Source organism: Bifidobacterium sp. POST2/T3 (B1) (assembly GCF_058197115.1).
Window position 1 is genome coordinate 1 of the sequence record NZ_JBVPQK010000026.1, and the last position, 18,503, is coordinate 18,503.

Consider the following 18,503-nt stretch of genomic DNA (forward strand, 5'->3'; position numbering starts at 1 on the left):
GGCAATTTCGTTGACCCTGGGCAACGGATGGAGGATGGCCATGTCGGGGCGCGCAGCCCGAAGCTTGTCGGCATCCAGAATGTAGGTGTCACGCAGACGCAGGTAGTCGTCTTCGTTGAAGAATCGCTCCTGCTGGACGCGGGTCATATAGAGCACGTCCAAGTCGCCGATGACACCGTTCAGATCCCCGGTCTCACAGTAGGTGCAATCGGCCGAAGAGCGGATCCGTTCCAGAACGTATTCGGGAGTGCGCAGCTCGTCGGGGCTGATCAGGACGAAGTCCACGTGGCCCAGTCGGCAGAGGGTGGTGATCAGGGAGTGGACGGTACGACCGAAGGTCAGGTCCCCACACAGACCGATGGTCAGGTGGTTCAGCCGACCCTTGCGGGCACGGATGGTGGCCAGGTCGGTCAGGGTTTGGGTCGGGTGCATGTGCCCACCGTCACCGGCGTTGATGACTGGGACCGTGGCTGCCTGGGAGGCCACCAAGGCAGCACCCTCCTTAGGGTGGCGGATGGCCACGATGTCAGCGTAGTTGGAGACCGTCTTCAGAGTGTCGCTGATGGACTCCCCCTTGGAAACGCTGGCCAGCTGGGCGCCGGCGAATCCTATGACCTGACCTCCCAGACGGAGCATGGCCGTCTCGAAGCTGAGCCGTGTGCGGGTGCTGGGTTCATAGAAGAGCGTGGCCAGGACCCGGCCGTCGCAGGTGTGGGCCACCTGACGGCGATGGGTGTCTATGTAGGCCGCACGATCCAGCAGGTCCAGGATCTGGGTCATGGGAATGTCGTCGAGGGTAACCACACTTCGCCCACGAAGCGGAACGACGGCGGAAGAGGTGTTGGATGCGTGATCAACTTGTTGGGACAACGGCTCACCTTCCTCAAGGTGGCCACCTTATGTGACCTGAACAAGCATACGACCCCGGATGGACCCAGAGTCAGCGGCCGTAAAAGAGTCGTTCCATGACCTGCCTACAGCGGCGCATGGCCGCCAGCAGCTCGTTGACGAAGTGCTGGCCCCGGTGGGCCGGGTAGCCCAGGCAGACCGCGATGCCCCCCAGAACCTGCCCGTCGTCGGGCAGGATGTCCGCCTGGGAGACACGACCGGACCAGAGGAAGTTGGCGTTCCGGGCTGCGGTGCAGAGCACCCAGCTGCGGCGCAGGGCCTTGGCATCCTTGGCCTCTATGAGTCCCGCAGACTCCAAGGCATCCAAGGCGGTCAGCGTCCCGGTGACCTGTAGCTCAGGCAGATCGTGGGCGTGACGCAGCTGGAGGAGCTGAACCGTCCATTCCACGTCAGACAGCCCTCCCCGACCCAGCTTCAGATGCCGATCCCGACGCACGCCGCGCGGAAGTCGCTCCGCCTCCATTCGGGCCTTGAGGCGGCGGATCTGCCCTAGCTCCTCCTCATTGGGCGGCTGCTCGGGGTAGCGAAGCGGATTGGCTATACCCTCCAGAAAATCCTTGGCCAGAGCAGCATTCCCAGCTGCGAATCTGGCACGGATCAGGGCCTGATGTTCCCAGGTTTCTGACCAGTCGCGGTAGTAGCGCTGGTAGGAGTCCAGGGAACGCACCAGAGGCCCCTGACGTCCTTCGGGACGCAGGTCGAAGTCCAGGTCGATGCCGGGCTCCAGGCTGGCCGGTCCAGCCAGGACGGCCCGCAGATCGGCAGTCACGCCACGTGCGAATTCAGCCGTCTGGTCCTGGTCGGCGCCTGATGCGGGACGGTATACCAGCATGATGTCGGCGTCCGAGTTGAAGTTGACCTCCCTGCCCCCGTAACGGCCCATGGCAATCAGGGCCATTTCTGCCGGCGCTTGACGCGGTTCTTCATCACTCGAACCTGTCTGACCCAGACGGTGGTCCACGGCCCAGTCCAGGGCGGCATCGATAGCTGCATCGTAAACATCGGACATGCCCGCTAAGCAGGCCTGCTGATCGTTCACACCGCTCATCCAGCCCAACCCGATCCGCTCGATTTCCTGGCGGCGCATGGCCCGCACTGCAGTGGCGAAATCCTCCAGCGAGTCCGCATGCCGGGTTCGGTAAGCTGCAGCGCGCTTGTCCAAGGTGGCTCGATCACGGGGGATCATATCCTGATCGTGACCCAGCCAGGTCACCGACTGGACGGATCGAGCCAGGGCGCCGGACAGGTAACGCGAGTTGGACAGGATATGGCAGAGGCGGCGGGCTGCGGAGGTGGAGTCCCGTAGAAAGCCCAGGTAGGTGCTCTTGCCGCCGAAGTGCTCCTCCAGGGTTCGCCAGCCCAGGAGTCCCATGTCAGGGTCTTGCCCCTCCCCCAGCCACTGAAGGACGGCGGGCATGAGAATCCGGTTGATACGTGCCGATCGAGTGACCCCTGTGGTCAGGGCCGTGACATGGCGAATGGCTGCATCAGGGTCCGCGAAGCCAATAGATGCGAATCGGGCACGTGCCGCCTGGGGGCGCAGGCTGACCTCATCCTCGTCCACCTGGGCGTTGATGGGCAGCATGGGACGGAAATAGATGGCCTGGTGAAGGTTGCGGACCTCGATTCTGGTGGCTTGGTATTGGGCCAGCATCTGGTCGGCATGCAGTCCGAAGGCCCGGGCCAGTCGCCGAAGATCACGGTTATTCTCCAGCTCTTCCAGGTTGGGTGGCCGATGGCCAGGGGCGCCTGAACGGTTGATTTTTGGAAAGAGGTGGGTGCGACGCAGCTGCCACATCTGCAGACGATGCTCCATGACCCGCTCAAACCGGTAGTCATGGTCCAGCTGATCGCCGTGCTTGCGTGAAATGTAGCCGCCGCGCGACAGGGCCTGCAGGGCATCCAGGGTGGCAGGACAATGCAGATCCTCGTCGCTGGAGCCATGAACCAGCTGGAGCATTTGGACGGTGAATTCCACGTCCCGCAGTCCGCCCTGGCCCAACTTAATCTCGCGCTCCTTGCGGTCCTCTGGTATCAGCCGCTCCACACGCTGGCGCATCCGCTGGCAATCGTAGACGAAGTTGGGTCGCTGACATGCTCCCCAGACCAAGGGCTCGACCATGGCCGAATAGTCCTCGCCCAGGTCCTTGTCGCCCGCAACCGGACGGGCCTTGAGCAGAGCCTGGAACTCCCAATTCTCAGCCCATTGGGCATAGTAGTCAGCGTAGGAGGCCAGACGGCGCACCAGAGGGCCGTCACGTCCCTCGGGCCTCAGGGTAGTATCGACCTTCCAGAGCGGCGGCTCCGTCGAACCGGGGATGACCGACTGGCAGACCCGCTGCAGGAGGACGGCCTTGGCAGTACCCACGGCGATGGGATCTGTCTCGCTTGTGTCCGCCCCCGAGGCCGGCTCCACCAAGTACATGAGATCCACATCGGACACGTAGTTGAGTTCCTGGGCACCCAGCTTGCCCATGCCAATGACCGTCAGACGGCATGAATCCGCATTGGGAACCTGACGACTGGCGATGCTCAGAGCCCCTTGTATTGCAGCGTCGGCCATGTCCGACAAAGCGCGGCTGATTTCCGGCTCCAGCTCTAGAGGATCCTCTGCTGCCAGATCCCGGGCCATGACGGCAGCCAGCTGCAGCCGGTATTCGAACCGCAGCGCATCGGCGTAGGTCGCCAGCGAGGGCACGGAGTCCGAATTTGCCTCCGCCTTATCCAAGGCGTCAAGAACCCGCTTCTGTCTGGTTTCCGCCGTGCAGTCAGCCAGGTGGTCAGGGTCGAAGGTGGCCGCCTCTACCAACTCCGGCCGCGAGCGCATCAGTCGGCCCATGGCCTCCGAGGCCCCCAACACCCTGATCAGCGACTGGGCAGCCTCTTGGTTTTCCATTGGGGATCCGGCAAGAAAGTCCGGCCGAGCTCCCTGTGGATACTGCTCCAGAATTCGTATCAGCCCAGCAAGGGCTTCGTCCGGATCACAGGCCTGGTCGAGGCTCTGGACCAGGGTTTGCTCCAGCTCCTGATCGTCCACCATGCGGGCAAGCCGATCCAGCCTGACCCGGGCCTTGTCCAGGTCGTGCAGCCCGAGGTGTATTAGGGTCGAAGTGGACGGTCGCGCCGGATCTGCCATGACTTATCCCCTGCCTTTCCTCAGGCTCCGCAACGCCTCTGATATCTGCAGAACCGGTACAGGCATTATAGGGGTGACGGGTCGTCAGCCCTTGCGGCCATCCCGAAATGCGCAGTATATGTAGTGAAAATCAGAATGGGCCCTGTAAACAGGCTGACGTTCTGCGCTGCCTCAACCAGAGAAAGGATACAATAGCCAATGTAGGCGGATCATAGGTGACACCGTTATCCACATCAACAATGCAACGAATTCCGAGGTAGTGGTCCTGGGAGGCATTCTGAGCACGACCTGAGACCTGTTTCTAAATCCCCGCGGGTAGACCCTTCAACGTACGCTTTCCCTGACACCATGGTTTCTATAGAGGTGCTTACTATCCGCCACCCATTATCGGTTTCGCTCTGTGGCGGCTAGGATAGCTGTCGATAGCGCCCACAAACACATTGATGTGTCAACAAAGTCCGCAGGTCGATCATCGTAGAGGAAGTGACCTGGAATGCATGAAACGGCTATCCTGATGCAAATGGACGAGCCGATGGCCTCCTTGTCTGTCATGCAGTCCGTTGAGTTGCTCAACTACATTAAGAGGATGCGTTCCGAGGGCCGCAGCATTCTCCATCCGTCGCGATTTGCTGGACGTTTGCGCTGTTTTCGAACGCATAGCGGTCATGTGTGGCGCCAGAAAAGCCTTACCCGAACAATCATGAACGAAGGAATCCTAGAATGCAACTGACCGATATCCTCCTGACCGTCGTCTGTGCCCTGATAGGACTGGCATGGGGACTGATTTGCGGACTTCTGCCGAAGAAAAACGACCGACTTACCAATTCGCAACAACGCTGGACACCGGTCTTACCTCTGGTCGGGGTCGGTATGGTGGTGATTCTCATTCTGTTGGGACGTGATCTGGCCTCCTGGATAACCATCGGAGCGATGGTTCTTGGGCTGTTGATTGGCATAATACCGCCGCTGAACAGAGTTGCGCTCAAAGCCTGCCCATGGCTGAGGCCCCGCACCGATGATCAAGGCCGAAAGCCTCGCTGAAAGCTGGAAATCACGCTTTTACGGTCATCGATGCGGGGTCTCAACTGCTTTTATTCGGTCATTTCTGGCTACTGACCGGCTCCTCCTTGGCGCCAACCTGTCGGAAGAGATGACGGACGTTGTGCCAGATGCGTCTGGTGACGCCGGAGTGGTTCATGGAATAGAGGTGGATGCCGTCCACTCCATGGGCCACTAGGTCGGCGATCTGCTGTGAGGCGTAGATGATGCCCGCCTCGCGCAGGCTGGCCCGGTCGTCGCCCCAACGTCCCAGGATGGACTCAACCGCAGCCGGAATCCGCGCCTTGCAGACTTCGCTCATGTGCCGTACCTGGCCCTCGTTGGTGATGGGCATGATGCCAGCCTCAATGGGCACCTGGATGCCGGCTGCCCTTGCCCGGTCCAGGAAGTCCAGAAAATCAGCGTTGTCGTAGAAGAGTTGCGAAACCAGATGATCCACGCCGGAATCGACCTTGATTCGCAGATTCTCCATGTCCTCCTCGGGCGAGGCGGCCTCCGGGTGGGTCTCCGGATAACAAGCTCCGTATATCGACAGGTTGGGCCGACGGGAGCGGATGTAGGCTGCAAGGTCGCTAGCATGTTCGAATACTCCGGCGGGCTCACGGCCCTCCACGCTGTCGCCGCGTAGGGCCAGCACCGCTGCCACCCCTGCGTCATCAAACATGTCCAGTGCCTGGTCGATCACCTCGCGGTCCGCATACTGGGCGGTCAAGTGCGCCACGGCAGGGATGCCATATTCGGTATGTATGGTCTTGGCTATGCGGGCCGTGGCCGTGCGATCCGAGCGCCGACCGGTCCCGTAAGTCACCGAGATGAAGTCGGGCATCAGCCCCTCAAGCCCATCCAGGGTGTCATAGATGGTGCCCACCGGGGCATCACGCTTGGGGGGAAAGACCTCCAGGGAAAAGATAGGCTCATGCATGATCCGACTCCTGACTGGACGATAGCTCCGCGCGCACCTGATGGGCGGCGGCCACCATGTGCTCCAGGCTGGGCCAGGTCTCCTTATCGCCTCGGGTCTTGAGTCCGCAGTCGGGATTGATCCATACCTTGGCCGCATCGAGCTTCTTCAGTATGGCGTGGATCCGGTCCACGATCTCCTCGGTGGAGGGGATGCGCGGCGAGTGGATGTCGTAGACTCCAGGGCCTGCCTCGGTCTCGAACTTGGCCTCCTGAATGGCATCAAGAACGGTCAGATCGGAGCGGGAGGCTTCGAAGGAGATCACATCGGCGTCCATGGCATCAATGTCCTTGATGATGTCGTTGAACTCCGAGTAGCACATGTGGGTGTGAATTTGGGTAGTGGGTTTAACCCCGGAATGTACCAGCCGGAAGGCGGGAATGGCCCAGTCCAGGTATCGGCTGTGCCAGTCGGAGCGCCTTAGCGGCAGCTTCTCGCGCAGGGCGGCCTCGTCGATCTGGATGATGCGGATGCCCGCAGCCTCCAAGTCCAGGACCTCATCACGAATGGCCAGGGCCAGCTGGCGGGTCTGCTGCTTGTGATCGATGTCCTCGCGGGGCCAGGACCAGTTGAGGATGGTCACCGGACCGGTCAGCATCCCTTTGACCACATGGTTGGTACGGGACTGGGCGTATGAGGACCAGCGCACGGTGATGGGCCGGGCGCGGGAAATGTCCCCCCAGACGATGGGAGGCTTGACGCAACGGGTGCCATAAGACTGGACCCAGGCATTCCGGGTGAACAGATAGCCCTTGAGGTTCTGGCCGAAGTATTCGACCATGTCGTTGCGCTCGAACTCGCCATGGACCAGAACATCCAGGCCGATCTGCTCCTGGTGGTCGATGACCTGGTCGATTTTGCGGGCGATGAAGCTGTCGTAGTCCTCCTGGCTGATCTCCTTCTTGCGAAGGCGGGCCCGCTCGGCGCGGACCTCGGCGGTCTGGGGGAAGGAGCCGATGGTGGTGGTTGGCAGCAGGGGCAAACCCAGCTCCTGGGCCTGGAACCTCTGGCGCTCGGGCCGAGCCGGGGTGCGTACAAAGTCCTCGTCCTTAAGACCGGCCAGGCGTTGCTGCACCTGGGGGTCGGGCTGTACGCGGCTGCCGTCGAAGAGTCTCTGGTTATCGGCAAGAGCCTTGCTGGAACGGCGTTGATCCTCGTCGGCATCAGCCAGCTGAGCCAGGTCGTGCAGCTCGCCCAGCTTCTCCAGGGCGAAAGCGAAGTGAGGCCGCACGGTGTCGGCATCCAGCCCATCCTCGTCGGCCACGGTGTAGGGCACATGCAGGAGGGAGCATGCGGTGGACACCACCACGTTCGAGGTCACCTGGTGCAGGGCATCCAGCAAGCCCAGGCTGACTGCGTAGTCGTTGCGCCAGATGTTGCGACCGTTGACCAGGCCGGCAAAGATGGTGGTTCCATCCGGCACGCCGTGCTCCTTCAGGGCCGCCAGATTCTCATCCCTGCCCTCGACCAGATCCAGGCCGATGCCATCGAAGCCAAGGTCAGCCAGCCGATCGTAGCAGTCGCCCACATGGCCGAAGTAGGTGTTGAGGAGGATACGGACCTTGCCCTTGTCACTCTCGCGGGCTTTGAGAATGGGCTGGTAGAGGGTCTCGAAGAGATCCTGGTCGCCCCGTTCCTTGTCCAGGACCAGGTAGGGTTCGTCCAGCTGCACCCAGTCGGCGTTAAGGCCGATGAACCGCTCCAGAATAGTCGCATAGGCTTTGGCCAGGTCCTGGTCCAGTGCCGGGTCGGGATCCAGCAGCTCGCCCTGGGGGCCGCGTGCCAGCTTGAGGAAGGTGTATGGGCCGATCAGCACCGGCTTGGCGGCGACGCCCTGCTCGCGCGCCTCCTGGAACTCTTTGAAGGGCTTGTCGCCTTCAAGAACGATTTTGGTGTCCTGATCGATCTCGGGAACCAGGTAGTGGTAGTTGGTGGTGAACCACTTCTTCATAGGCAGGGCGGTCACGTCACCCTGCTCCCCCTGGTAGCCGCGGCCCATGGCGAAGAGGGTGTCCTCGGGGCCCAAGCCCAGCTTTCGATAGCGCTCAGGCACGACGCCCAGGAGGATAGAAGTATCCAAGACCTGGTCGTAGTAGCTGAAATCATTGACGGGAATCAGGTCGACGCCAGCCTCCTGCTGAAGCTGCCAATGCCTGGCACGCAGGTCCGCGGCCGTGCGCCGGACCTCGTCCAGATTCCGTTCGCCCTTCCAGTAGCCCTCGATGGCCCTCTTGAGTTCACGATGCGCACCGATGCGAGGGAACCCGGACACGGATGTAATCGCTGCCATGAAACCTCCCAGTTTCGTCCTGATGTCTTCGGTCAGCCTATCAGCGGCGGGGGGAGGCGGGTAATTGGTGCAAATAAGGTGTCGCCATAACTTGAATCGATAACGACAGGACTACGGGCAGAGGACTGTTGGTCACTAAGACTGCCTCTGAAGGGTTGCCTATAGCTCGTTCCGCCAGTCAGTCCTCCAGGTCCTGCGGGCCAAGAATGCCAAGCAAACGGGCCTGATGGGTTCCCCAGTCGGTCAAGGGTCGCTCAGAGCCCAGAAGAACCATGGTGGCCGGGGGCAGTCCAAGATTGAGCAGGTCCAAAAGATCGGGATCGGAGTTGTCCTCGGCCAGCCACTGTGAGCAGATAGACATGGTGGGCTCGTGCCCTAGGATCAGGACCCGGCGGTCACGGTCCTCGGTCTGCGCCAGTTCGTCGAAGACTGCCTGCATGCCCGATTCGTAGAGGGATTCCCGGTAATCGACACGGGGTCCGTCACCCAGAGGTTTGAGCATGCCGTCCAGGGTCTGACGGGCTCGGGGCGCACCCGAGCAGATAATGCGGTCGGGAACCAGACCCAAAGCAGTCAATCCACGGCCCATGATCCGGGCCTGTTTCTGGCCACGGTCGGTCAGCTGACGGCTGCGATCGCCCTGTGACCCCTGGCGATCGGTCTTGGCGTGACGCATAAGCATAAGAGTTCGGCTACACCTGCGCAGATCCTCGGCCTTCAGTCCTTTTCGTAAACCCATGCATGCTTCCTTTCCCGAAGTTCAAATCAGGCATCTTTTCCATTATGGCAGAGCTGACTGAAGATGCGGGTCATGGGCGATCAGCCTTCCTGACCCTGGCCTCCCTGCAGGGTGCGCACCTGATGGTCCAGGTCGCGCAACACCTTGCGCAGCTTACGATCGGAGACCCGGCGCAGCTCCAGATCCTCCACGTCCTGCATCTCACGCTCCTGACTGAATTTACTAATCGTGTCAGGCCGCCGGCTCTGATCCACATCGGTTTGGTAGTCCTTGGTGGCCCGGACATGCTTGCGAAGAGCCTGCTGGCCCGGAGCCATGGCTCTGCTAATCAAGAGGAAGCCGGTGTGTCCGATCATCTCATGCTCTGGCCGGACCGCTAGGCCGTCGGCCTTCCAGGAGCGCTCCAGACTCTCCATGATTTCTGGCTCAGTCCACCGTCCGTCGGCGCGCAGGGCCTCGGCCAGCCGGCTAAGCTGGGTGGTGGTGGTCACGTAGGCGGTCAGCACGCCGCCGGGGGCCATGACACGATAGGCCTGTTCCAGACGGTTCCATGGGTCCAGCATGTCCAGAACGATACGGTCGAATCCGTCCTCTGGCAGGTCTGCAGCAATGGCATCAAAGTCGCCGGTACGCAGATCCCACTGGGCTGGGCGCTGCCCAAAGAAGACGGTGGCGTTGCCCATAGCCACCCGGGCGAACTCCTCCCGCCGTTCAATGCTGGTCAGCTTCCCCTCTGTGCCAATGGCATCCAGAAGTCCCAGACTCATGGCCCCTGAGCCGGCTCCTGACTCCAGAACCCTCATGCCGGGACGGATGTCGCCCAGAAGGATGACTCGAGCCACATCCTTGGGGTACATGATCTGAGCGCCCCGAGGCATGGAGAGAATGTAGTCCTCAAGCCGTGGACGCATAACAGTGAAAGCCCATCCCCCGATGCCTCGTGAGGACTTCCAAGGCTTGGCCCTGTCAGGCGCTTCTGTGTCAGTACTGGCATCCTGTTTGTGGCGCATCTGCCGCCACTTGTCGGCCGAGATAGTCACTACCACGGATCCCTCGGGCAGGCCAATCATGGCCTCGTGCGGCAGGAGGCCATGGTCGGTCTGGGTCAAACCGCCTGGTTCCAGCATGACCGTCAGCTTGCGGCCACGCCGGTCGGTCAGCTGGACCCGTTCCCCTACGCTCAGCGGACCGCGTCTAAGGCTCATGCCTCCTCAGCCCTCCTCGCCCTTGGTGAACTGGGAGTTGTAGAGGGATGCATAGGCGCCTCCGCGCTCCAGCAGCTGGTCATGGGTGCCCTGCTCAACCACCGAGCCGTGGTTGACCACCAGAATCAGGTCGGCGTCGCGGATGGTGGACAGCCTGTGCGCTATGACGAAGGAAGTCCTGCCCTTGCGCAGAGTATTCATAGCCTGCTGGACCAGCAGCTCGGTCCTGGTGTCCACCGAGGATGTGGCCTCGTCCAGGATCAGGATGTCGGGGTCAGACAGGAAAGCCCGGCAGATGGTCATCAGCTGGCGTTCACCCTGGCTTAGCTCGCTGCTGTCCTCATTGAGGACCGTATCGTAGCCCTGGGGCAGCTTGCGGATGAACTCGTCCACGTGGGTGGCCTTGGCCCCGTCGATCATGGTCTGCTCTGGGATGGTCTGTCCCTCGTCCAGCCCGTAGAGCAGGTTGTCGCGGACGGTCCCGTCAAAGAGCCAGGTGTCCTGCAGGACCATACCGAAGTGGCTTCGCAGGTCGTGACGGGTCACCCTGGAGGTGTCCACGCCGTCGATGGTGATGCGCCCGCCCTGGATCTCGTAGAAGCGCATGAGCAGGTTGACCAGGGTCGTCTTGCCCGCCCCGGTGGGCCCGACGATGGCTATGGTCTGTCCAGGTTTGGCCTCAATGGAAAGGTCTTTAATCAGCGGTTCGGCCGGATCATAGGAGAAGCGGACATGGTCGAAGCGGACATGGCCCTCGACCTTGCCTCCGGTCTCCTGGCCCAGATGGTCGGGATGCTCGATGTCCGGCACCTCCTCTGCCTCGTCCAGAAAGTCGAAGACCCTGCGGCAGGAGGCCAGGGAGGACTGGAGCATGGTGCCCATGGAGGCCAGCTGACCGATAGGTTGTGAGGCCTGACGGGTGTACTGGGTGAAGGCCTGCAGACCGCCCAGACTCATGCTGCCGTTGAGCACGTGCACGCCGCCGATGATGACCACGATCACGAAGCTCAGGTTGCCGAAGAAGGTAGACATGGGCGTGACCAGAGCCGAGAAGAAGGAGGCCTTGAAGCTGGCCTGATAGAGCTCCTGGTTGCGCTCCTCGAACTCCTCTTCAGCCTTACGCTGATGGCCGAAGGCCCGAACCACCATGTGACCGGAGAACATCTCCTCCACGTGGCTGTTGACCTGGCCGGTACGGATCCACTGCCGGGTGAACTGGGGCTGGGTCTTCTTGAGGATGAAGCCCGCGCACAGTGCCATGACCGGGATAATGATGAAGGCGATCAGTGTCAGCAGGGGCGAGATGGTCAGCATCATGATGAAGGCGCCGATGATGGAAAAGACCGAGAAGATCAGCTCGCCCAGAATCTGCTGCAGGGTGCCCGAGATGTTGTCGATGTCGTTGGTGGTCCGGCTCATGACCTCGCCGCGCGGGGTCCGATCGAAGTACTGCAGGGGTAGCCGGTCCAGCTTGTCCTCAATCTGTCTGCGCATGGTATAGACCGCGTCTGAGACCAGCCGGGTCATCAGGAAGTTCTGCACCAGCCTGACCAGGATGGAGACCAGGTAGATGCCGATGACGAACATGAGGATAGTGCCGAAGCGCCCCCAGTCGATCCCCACGCCCACCTGGACGTTCATGGAGTCGATCATCCGGGCGAACTTGTCCTGACCGCGAGACTGCAGATAGGTGACCACAGCCTGCTTGGGAGTGCCGGGCTTGGCGCCCATCTTGACCAGCATGGACCCCAATAGCCCCTCGAAGAGGACGTTGGTGGCCTCGCCCATTACCTTGGGACCGATGACAATCATGGCCACGGCGGTCATGCCGGCGAGGACCATGACGATGACCCTCCAGGGGCTGGCCAACAGATAATGGACCAGCCGGCCCACGGTGTGACGGCGACCGCCCACGGCCTGCGAGCCTGTATTTACGCTCAAGTCCTTTGCCATCTACTCGGCCCTCCCCTCGTCAATGCTGAGCTCTTCCACGTCGGGACCCTGACCGCCCTGGGATTGGACGATCTCCTGGTAGGTTGGGCAGTCCTTCATGAGCTGGTCGTGGGTGCCCCGGCCGACGATGCGTCCACGGTCCAGGACCAGAATCTGGTCGGCCTCGCGGATAGAGGCCGCCCGCTGGGCCACGACGATCTGCGTGGCCTCTCGGGTGACCGGCACCAGGGCCTCGTGCAGGGCCCGGTCGGTGGTCATGTCCAGTGCGGAGAAGGAGTCGTCGAAGGTGTAGATGCGGGGATTGCGCAGGATGGCCCTGGCCATGCAAAGACGCTGCTTCTGCCCGCCAGAGAAGTTGGTACCACCCTCGGACACACGGGCATCCAGGCCCTCGGGGATCTCACGCACAAAGTCCTCGGCCTGGGCAATGCGCAAGGCTTCCCAAATGCGGTCGTCGTCGGCGTCGGGGTCACCATAGTGCATGTTGTCGCGGATGGTCCCGGTGAAGAGAGTGGCTTTTTGCGGGACTGGCCCGAATATCAGGGCCAGCTGGTCAGGGTCGTACTCACGCACGTCGTGCCCGTCCACCAGGACCTGGCCATCGGTGACGTCGAACATGCGGTTGGAAAGTCTGATGATGGTGGACTTGCCGGATCCCGTGGCCCCGATAATTGCCGTGGTTGTCCCCGGCCGTGCGGTGAATGAGATGTCCGAAAGGACCGGGTCCTGGGCGCCCGGGTAGCTGAAGTCCACGTGCTTGAACTCCAGCAGTCCCTGGGGGTGCTCGTTGCGGTAGGGATGCTCGGGTGCTGCAATCTCGCTGGTGGCCTCCAGGACCTCGTTGATCCTTCGGGCGGCCACAGCGGCCCTGGGCAGCATGACTGACATCATGGCGGCCATCATCAGGCCTGACAGGATGATCATCAGGTACTGGATGAAGGCCTGCAGGGCGCCGATCTGCATAGCCCCGGAGTCGATGCGGCGGCCGCCGAACCACATGATGGCCACATTGGACATGTTCAGCAGGAACCACATGAGCGGCACCATCATGCTCATCAGCCGGCCGGTGGAGATCAGAACACCATAGACGTCGCGGTTCGCTTTGTCGAAACGTGCCGCCTCGGTCTTCTCACGGACGAAGGCGCGGATGACCCGCACGCCTGAGATCTGCTCACGGACCAGACGGTTGACGGAATCCAGCATGTTCTGCAAGCGGGTGAACAGGGGTCCCATCCTGCCCATGAGTACCAGGGCCACCAAGAGGATAAGGGGGACGATGACCGCCAACGACCAGGTCAGGGGGCCGTCTTGGCGCAAGGCCAAAACCAGACCGCCGATCAGCATGACCGGGGCCTGCAGGATGATCATCAGGGTCTGCATGGTAGTCATCTGCATCTGCTGAACGTCATTGGTGGTGCGTGTGATCAGGGATCCCGCCGAGAAGCGCTCGATCTCGTTGAGGCTGAAGCCCTCCACCGAGGCAAACAGGTCCCTGCGCAGCTCGTAGCCCATCCTCATGGACAGACGGGTAGCGCAGTAGACGGCGACCACATTGGCCACAATCTGAATGGCGGTGATCCCCATCATCTCCCAGCCAATCCTGTAGATGGCATCCTGGTCGCCTACGGCAACGCCCTTGTCGATGATGTCCGCCTGCAGGTTGGGCAGATAGAGGTTCAAGGCCGTCTGCGCCACCTGAAAGAGCACCAGAACGGCCACCTGGAGCCAGTAAGGCCGCAGGTAGCGGGTCCATATCTTGATCACGTCAACATCCTTCACGCATACAGGTCTGCCGCGGTCCCTGGGCAGACAAACCACCACAGTCTATACCCGCGCCTCGGTGAACGAATTTGCTATTCCTTGAGCTGATACGGGCATGTCAGAACTTCGGCGGCAAGTGGTCTTCAGACGGAGAAGGCACCCCAACGTCCGTCGCGGTGGACCACGGTCAGTTCCAGACCGAAGAGCTCGCTCAGGCGTGGACCGGTCAGTCCACCCTCCAGGGGCCCCTGGTAGACGATGGTGCCAGGATCCGGATCGCCTGTGTCTGCAGTGTCCACAGGACGTCGTCCCATCATGGCTATCCGATCGAAGCCCAGAGGAATCTCCTCAAGCCGGTGGGTGACCAGGATGACCGTCCTGTCCCTGTCCTCCCTGCCTATGTCGCTCAAGGCCCTGAGCACCAGCTCACGGCCACCCAGGTCCAGTCCTGTGGTCGGCTCGTCCAGAATGAGCAGGTCGGGATTGGCCATCAGCGCCCGGCATATCAGCACCCGGCCGCGCTCCCCCTCGGAGAGCCGGTACATGCGCTTGCCCTTGAGGTAGGCGATGCCGAACCGATCCATCAAGGCCAGGGTGGCCTCCTCCTGCTCGGCCGTGAAGGTCTCCCTCCAGCGGCCGGTAGTGTCGCTGAAGGCGGTCAGCACCACGTCGTAGGGATCCTCCTGGGGGCTGATGGTCTTGGCCAGGCCAGCCGAGGCCAGACCAATCCGATGCCGGTAGGAGAAGACGTTCACCTTGCCCAGCCGGTTGCCCAGGATCTCTACGCTGCCGGTGCTGGGGAAGCCTCTGGTGCTCATCATGGCCACCAGGGTGGATTTGCCCACGCCGTTGGGTCCGAAGAGTACCCACTTCTGCCCGCGGCCCACCTCAAGATTGACATCATCAAGAATGACCCGGCCCTGACGGCGGAATCCCACATGCTGCATGAGCACAGCCTGCTTTTCTGCCACGCTTTCGGTCATGGTCACAGGGCCGTTCCGTAGGAGTCCAGTCGGGGATTGTCCCGGTTGCCGCCGACCAGGAAGAGCCCCAGTACGCCCAGGCAGAAGACCGCCGCGATGGCGATGGTGGCCCAGATTGGAACGTGGGGCAGCCACATGCAGACCAGGAAGGCCAGGCCGGAGCAAATGATCAGGGCCCAGACCAGAATTCGCAGCCACTGACGCACACCACTAGGAGCCTTCAACAGACGGGGGTTGCGATTGTTGAGGTCCACGGAGTCCTTCTGCACCAGGTCATCGGTGTGCCCGGTGGGCTTCCACTCGGCGTCCTGGCCAGCCTCCAGCCGACGGGAACGCTCCTGCAAGGCCCGTTCGTCCATAACTCCGGCCCTGCCCTTGGCCGCCATCCTCCGGTCGTCGCTGCCGCCACGGCGGCTCCGCTTGGCCTGCGCCCTACGTTCAGCGCGGTTGGTCATATCCCACTGCCTCCATCCCTTCGATCGGCACCATACCTTTTCATATTAGCGTGGGCACCGGTCGGCCGCAGGCAGAGTCATGGCGCGCTCATCGGCTCGAATAGGAGCAGGCAGTTCGGTGGCGCCGGTCAGATACCGGTCCACTGCCGCCGCGCAGGAACGACCCTCGGCCAGCGCCCAGACCACCAGGGACTGGCCGCGTCCGGCATCACCGCACACGAAGATCCCGTCACGATCGGTGGCATAGTCGGCATCACGGGCCACGTTGCCGCGAGGGTCCAGTCCTACGCCGGTCTGACCTGTTAGGGTGACCGTCTCCGGATGGGCAAAGCCAATGCTGATCAGCACCAGGTCTGCAGGCAGGACTCGCTCGGTGTCGGGATGGGGGATGATTCGGTCCTGGTCGTCACGACTGACATCCACCACGCGAACGCCGCGCACTCGTCCCTCATGGTCCCTGTCGAAGCCGGTGGGGGCGCTGGTCTGGTCCAGGTTGATTCGGTCATCAGCCCCGGCACCCAGGTATTCCAGGCTGTCCACCGCGTATTCGTAGTGGCCGCCCTCCTCCATGGAGGAGGTGGGATTGTAAAGCCTGGCGTAAGTTGGCCAGGGCCGGTTATCAGGCCTGGATGAGGGTTCCCGAGGCCGGATCTGCAGGACGGTGACCGACTTGGCGCCCTCTCGAAGAGCCGTGCCCAAACAGTCCGACCCTGTGTCGCCGCCGCCGATGATGATGACGTTCTTGTCGGATGCATCGATGTCGTTGATGGGCTCGCGGCCCATGAGTTTACGGGTGGGGTCAGGCAGAAAGTCCATGGCGTAGTGGATACCCTTCAGCTCCCGTCCGGGCAGGTCCACACGCCGGGGTTCGGTGGAACCGATGGCCACCACCAGGGCATCGTATCGGGCACGCAGCTGGTCCCAACCCAGTTCTCGGCCGATTTCAACGCCAGTGCGGAATCGGGTCCCCTCGGCCTCCATCTGCTCCAACCGGCGATCCAGCAGGGACTTCTCCAGCTTGAAGGCGGGAATGCCGTAACGCAAGAGGCCACCTATGGCATCGGCGCGCTCATAGACAACTACAGTGTGTCCGGCCCTGGTCAACTGCTGGGCGCAGGCCAACCCTGCTGGACCCGACCCGACCACAGCCACAGTCATGTCGGTCAACCGCTGCGGAGGCCGGGGCTTGACCAAGCCTAGGGACCAGGCCTGGTCGATGATGGTCTGCTCGTCAAGCTTGATGGTGGTGGCCGGTTGGTGGATCGAGAGCACGCAGGAGGACTCGCAGGGAGCCGGACAGATTCGTCCGGTGAACTCCGGGAAGTTGTTGGTCAGGCTCAACCGCTCGTAGGCCTCCTCCCAGCGGCCCCGGGACAGCAGGTCGTTGAACTCGGGGATCAGGTTGCCCAGAGGGCAGCCGGTCATGCAGAAGGGGGTGCCGCAGTCCATGCAGCGGGCGGCCTGCTCGGCGGTCCAGGGCCCGGGGCCGGTGGACTGGTGTACATCCCGCCAGTCCTTCAGACGTTCAGCGACCGGACGCTCGGCCAGTTCGTGCCGGGTACGTACCTTGAGAAATCCCTTGGGGTCGACCATATTAGTGCGCTCCTTCCATGACCTGGGCGTAGGTGGCATCCCAGACCCCGGGCTCGTTGAAGTCCACCTGCTCACGTTCGGCCTCTTCCATGGCCTGCTTCATGGCCAAATAACGACGGGGTACCAGATGGGTGAACCGGGCCAGCGCGCTTGGCCAGTCCGCAAGCAGGGCGGCTGCAGCCTTTGAGCCAGTCAGCCGGACATGCTCCGCTATCAGTTCCCTGAGCATGGCCGCCTGGTCCTGGTCGGGCTCCAGGGCCAGCAGGGAGCCGTCATTCCAGGCTTCAGGATTGAGCCGAGAGGTATCCATATCCAGCAGGTAGACATCCCCTCCTGAGAAGCCAGCGCCGAAGTTGCGTCCAGTGGAACCCAGAACCACCACCAGGCCACCGGTCATGTACTCGCAACCGTGGTCGCCCAGGCCCTCGACCACGAAGCGGCCGCCACCGTTGCGCACGGCAAAGCGCTCACCGGCCCGTCCGGCCACGAACATATCGCCTGAGGTGGCACCGAATCCTGCCACGTTGCCGCAGATGACGGTCTCGTGAGGATCGAAGCGAACTCCCTGGGCAGCGTGGAGGACCAGACGGCCGCCGGACAGGCCTTTGCCTGCATAGTCGTTGGCCTCACCGATCACCCGAATGGTCTCGCCCCTGGGAATGAAGGCGCCCAGGGACTGTCCGGCAGAACCTGTCAGCGTGATGTCCACGGTGTTCGGGGGCAGGCCGGCCGCACCGTATTTGCGGGTGATCCTGTAGCCCAGCATGGTACCTACGCTCCGGTTGACGTTGCGCACGGTTCCCTTGATGGCCACCGGCCGACCCTCGTCCAAGGCATCGACGGCCTGATTAATCAGGTCCACATCCAGTGACTTATCCAGCTCGTGGTCCTGGGCCTGAGTGTGGTGCAGCACAGTGCCCGGAGTGGGACCCGGCTTGCGCAGTATGGCATCCAGGTCGATGCCCTGGCTCTTCCAGGTGCGCACGGAGGGGTCCCGGCGCAGACATTCCACGTGGCCGACCGCCTCCTCCAGGCTGGCGAAGCCCAGGGAGGCCAGGATCTCCCGCACCTGGCGGGCCATGAACATGAAGAAGTTGATCAGATCCTCGGGCCGGCCAGTGAAGCGCGAGCGCAGCTCCGGATCCTGGGTGGCTATGCCCTGGGGGCATGTGTTTTTGTGGCAGGCCCGCATCATGACGCAGCCCTCCACCTGCAGCGCTGTGGTGGCGAAGCCGAACTCCTCGGCCCCAAGCAGAGCGGCTATGACCACGTCGCGGCCGGTTTTGAGCTCACCGTCGCACTGGACCACGATTCGCGAGCGCAGGTCGTTCATGACCAGGGTCTGCTGGGTCTCGGCCAGGCCCAGCTCCCAGGGGGTACCAGCGTGCTTGATGGCATTGAGGGGCGCCGCTCCCGTTCCACCGTCCTGGCCGGAGATGAGGACCACGTCGGCATGGCA

General features: G+C 62.3%; 13 protein-coding genes. 1 reads left to right on the forward strand and 12 read right to left on the reverse strand.

Annotated features, from left to right (window positions below):
* Positions 1-870, reverse strand: an 870-nt coding sequence (gene pyrB, locus AC0AP0_RS02535; RefSeq protein ID WP_490429271.1) for an aspartate carbamoyltransferase, incomplete at its 3' end; no start/stop codon positions are given.
* A gap of 70 nt (positions 871-940) precedes the next feature.
* Complete coding sequence (locus AC0AP0_RS02540; RefSeq protein WP_490429272.1) at positions 941-4,045, reverse strand: bifunctional [glutamine synthetase] adenylyltransferase/[glutamine synthetase]-adenylyl-L-tyrosine phosphorylase; 3,105 nt, start codon at positions 4,043-4,045, stop codon at positions 941-943.
* Positions 4,046-4,765: 720 nt separating this feature from the next.
* Between AC0AP0_RS02540 and AC0AP0_RS02545 the strand changes: the two genes are divergently transcribed.
* Positions 4,766-5,086 carry a hypothetical protein gene (locus AC0AP0_RS02545; RefSeq protein WP_490429273.1) on the forward strand — a complete coding sequence of 107 codons (321 nt, stop codon included), beginning with the start codon at positions 4,766-4,768 and terminating at the stop codon, positions 5,084-5,086.
* Positions 5,087-5,144: 58 nt separating this feature from the next.
* On the opposite strand, the gene metF is transcribed toward AC0AP0_RS02545, so the two are convergent.
* The 10 genes from metF to AC0AP0_RS02595 form a co-directional block, all read right to left on the reverse strand.
* Positions 5,145-6,026, reverse strand: a complete 882-nt coding sequence (gene metF / locus AC0AP0_RS02550) for a methylenetetrahydrofolate reductase [NAD(P)H] (RefSeq protein WP_490429274.1) — start codon at positions 6,024-6,026, stop codon at positions 5,145-5,147.
* A complete protein-coding gene (gene metE, locus AC0AP0_RS02555) occupies positions 6,019-8,355 on the reverse strand; it encodes a 5-methyltetrahydropteroyltriglutamate--homocysteine S-methyltransferase (protein ID WP_490429275.1) in 2,337 nt (778 codons plus the stop codon). Before metE ends, metF begins: the two co-directional genes overlap by 8 nt.
* Positions 8,356-8,533: 178 nt before the next feature.
* The gene (locus AC0AP0_RS02560; protein WP_046322947.1) at positions 8,534-9,094 is read right to left on the reverse strand and encodes a SixA phosphatase family protein; all 561 of its coding nucleotides are present in this window, start codon (positions 9,092-9,094) and stop codon (positions 8,534-8,536) included.
* 80 nt (positions 9,095-9,174) lie between these two features.
* A complete protein-coding gene (locus tag AC0AP0_RS02565) occupies positions 9,175-10,299 on the reverse strand; it encodes a tRNA (adenine-N1)-methyltransferase (RefSeq protein WP_490429276.1) in 1,125 nt (374 codons plus the stop codon).
* A 6-nt stretch (positions 10,300-10,305) separates the two neighbouring features.
* Positions 10,306-12,252, reverse strand: coding sequence for an ABC transporter ATP-binding protein (locus AC0AP0_RS02570; protein WP_144177134.1), 1,947 nt, complete (start codon positions 12,250-12,252; stop codon positions 10,306-10,308).
* Positions 12,253-14,016 (reverse strand): ABC transporter ATP-binding protein, encoded by a 1,764-nt coding sequence (locus tag AC0AP0_RS02575; RefSeq protein WP_490429277.1) that lies wholly within the window; start codon positions 14,014-14,016, stop codon positions 12,253-12,255.
* Between the two features lie 140 nt (positions 14,017-14,156).
* Positions 14,157-14,996, reverse strand: coding sequence for an ABC transporter ATP-binding protein (locus AC0AP0_RS02580; protein WP_490429281.1), 840 nt, complete (start codon positions 14,994-14,996; stop codon positions 14,157-14,159).
* Positions 14,997-14,998: 2 nt separating this feature from the next.
* Entirely contained in the window at positions 14,999-15,451 is a 453-nt protein-coding gene (locus AC0AP0_RS02585) for a tripartite tricarboxylate transporter TctB family protein (RefSeq protein ID WP_490429278.1), read from the reverse strand.
* A gap of 45 nt (positions 15,452-15,496) precedes the next feature.
* Positions 15,497-17,044 carry a glutamate synthase subunit beta gene (locus AC0AP0_RS02590; RefSeq protein ID WP_490429279.1) on the reverse strand — a complete coding sequence of 516 codons (1,548 nt, stop codon included), beginning with the start codon at positions 17,042-17,044 and terminating at the stop codon, positions 15,497-15,499.
* Position 17,045: 1 nt separating this feature from the next.
* The coding region (locus AC0AP0_RS02595; RefSeq protein WP_490429280.1) for a GltB/FmdC/FwdC-like GXGXG domain-containing protein at positions 17,046-18,503 on the reverse strand (1,458 nt) is incomplete at its 5' end.

Coding starts and splice junctions, on each gene's coding strand:
- AC0AP0_RS02590 (WP_490429279.1), bottom strand. CDS start 17,044: ATGGTCGACCCCAAGGGATTTCTCAAGGTACGTACCCGGCACGAACTG.
- AC0AP0_RS02560 (WP_046322947.1), bottom strand. CDS start 9,094: ATGGGTTTACGAAAAGGACTGAAGGCCGAGGATCTGCGCAGGTGTAGC.
- AC0AP0_RS02580 (WP_490429281.1), bottom strand. CDS start 14,996: ATGACCGAAAGCGTGGCAGAAAAGCAGGCTGTGCTCATGCAGCATGTG.
- AC0AP0_RS02570 (WP_144177134.1), bottom strand. CDS start 12,252: ATGGCAAAGGACTTGAGCGTAAATACAGGCTCGCAGGCCGTGGGCGGT.
- AC0AP0_RS02585 (WP_490429278.1), bottom strand. CDS start 15,451: ATGACCAACCGCGCTGAACGTAGGGCGCAGGCCAAGCGGAGCCGCCGT.
- AC0AP0_RS02540 (WP_490429272.1), bottom strand. CDS start 4,045: ATGGCAGATCCGGCGCGACCGTCCACTTCGACCCTAATACACCTCGGG.
- AC0AP0_RS02565 (WP_490429276.1), bottom strand. CDS start 10,299: ATGAGCCTTAGACGCGGTCCGCTGAGCGTAGGGGAACGGGTCCAGCTG.
- AC0AP0_RS02545 (WP_490429273.1), top strand. CDS start 4,766: ATGCAACTGACCGATATCCTCCTGACCGTCGTCTGTGCCCTGATAGGA.
- metF (WP_490429274.1), bottom strand. CDS start 6,026: ATGCATGAGCCTATCTTTTCCCTGGAGGTCTTTCCCCCCAAGCGTGAT.
- metE (WP_490429275.1), bottom strand. CDS start 8,355: ATGGCAGCGATTACATCCGTGTCCGGGTTCCCTCGCATCGGTGCGCAT.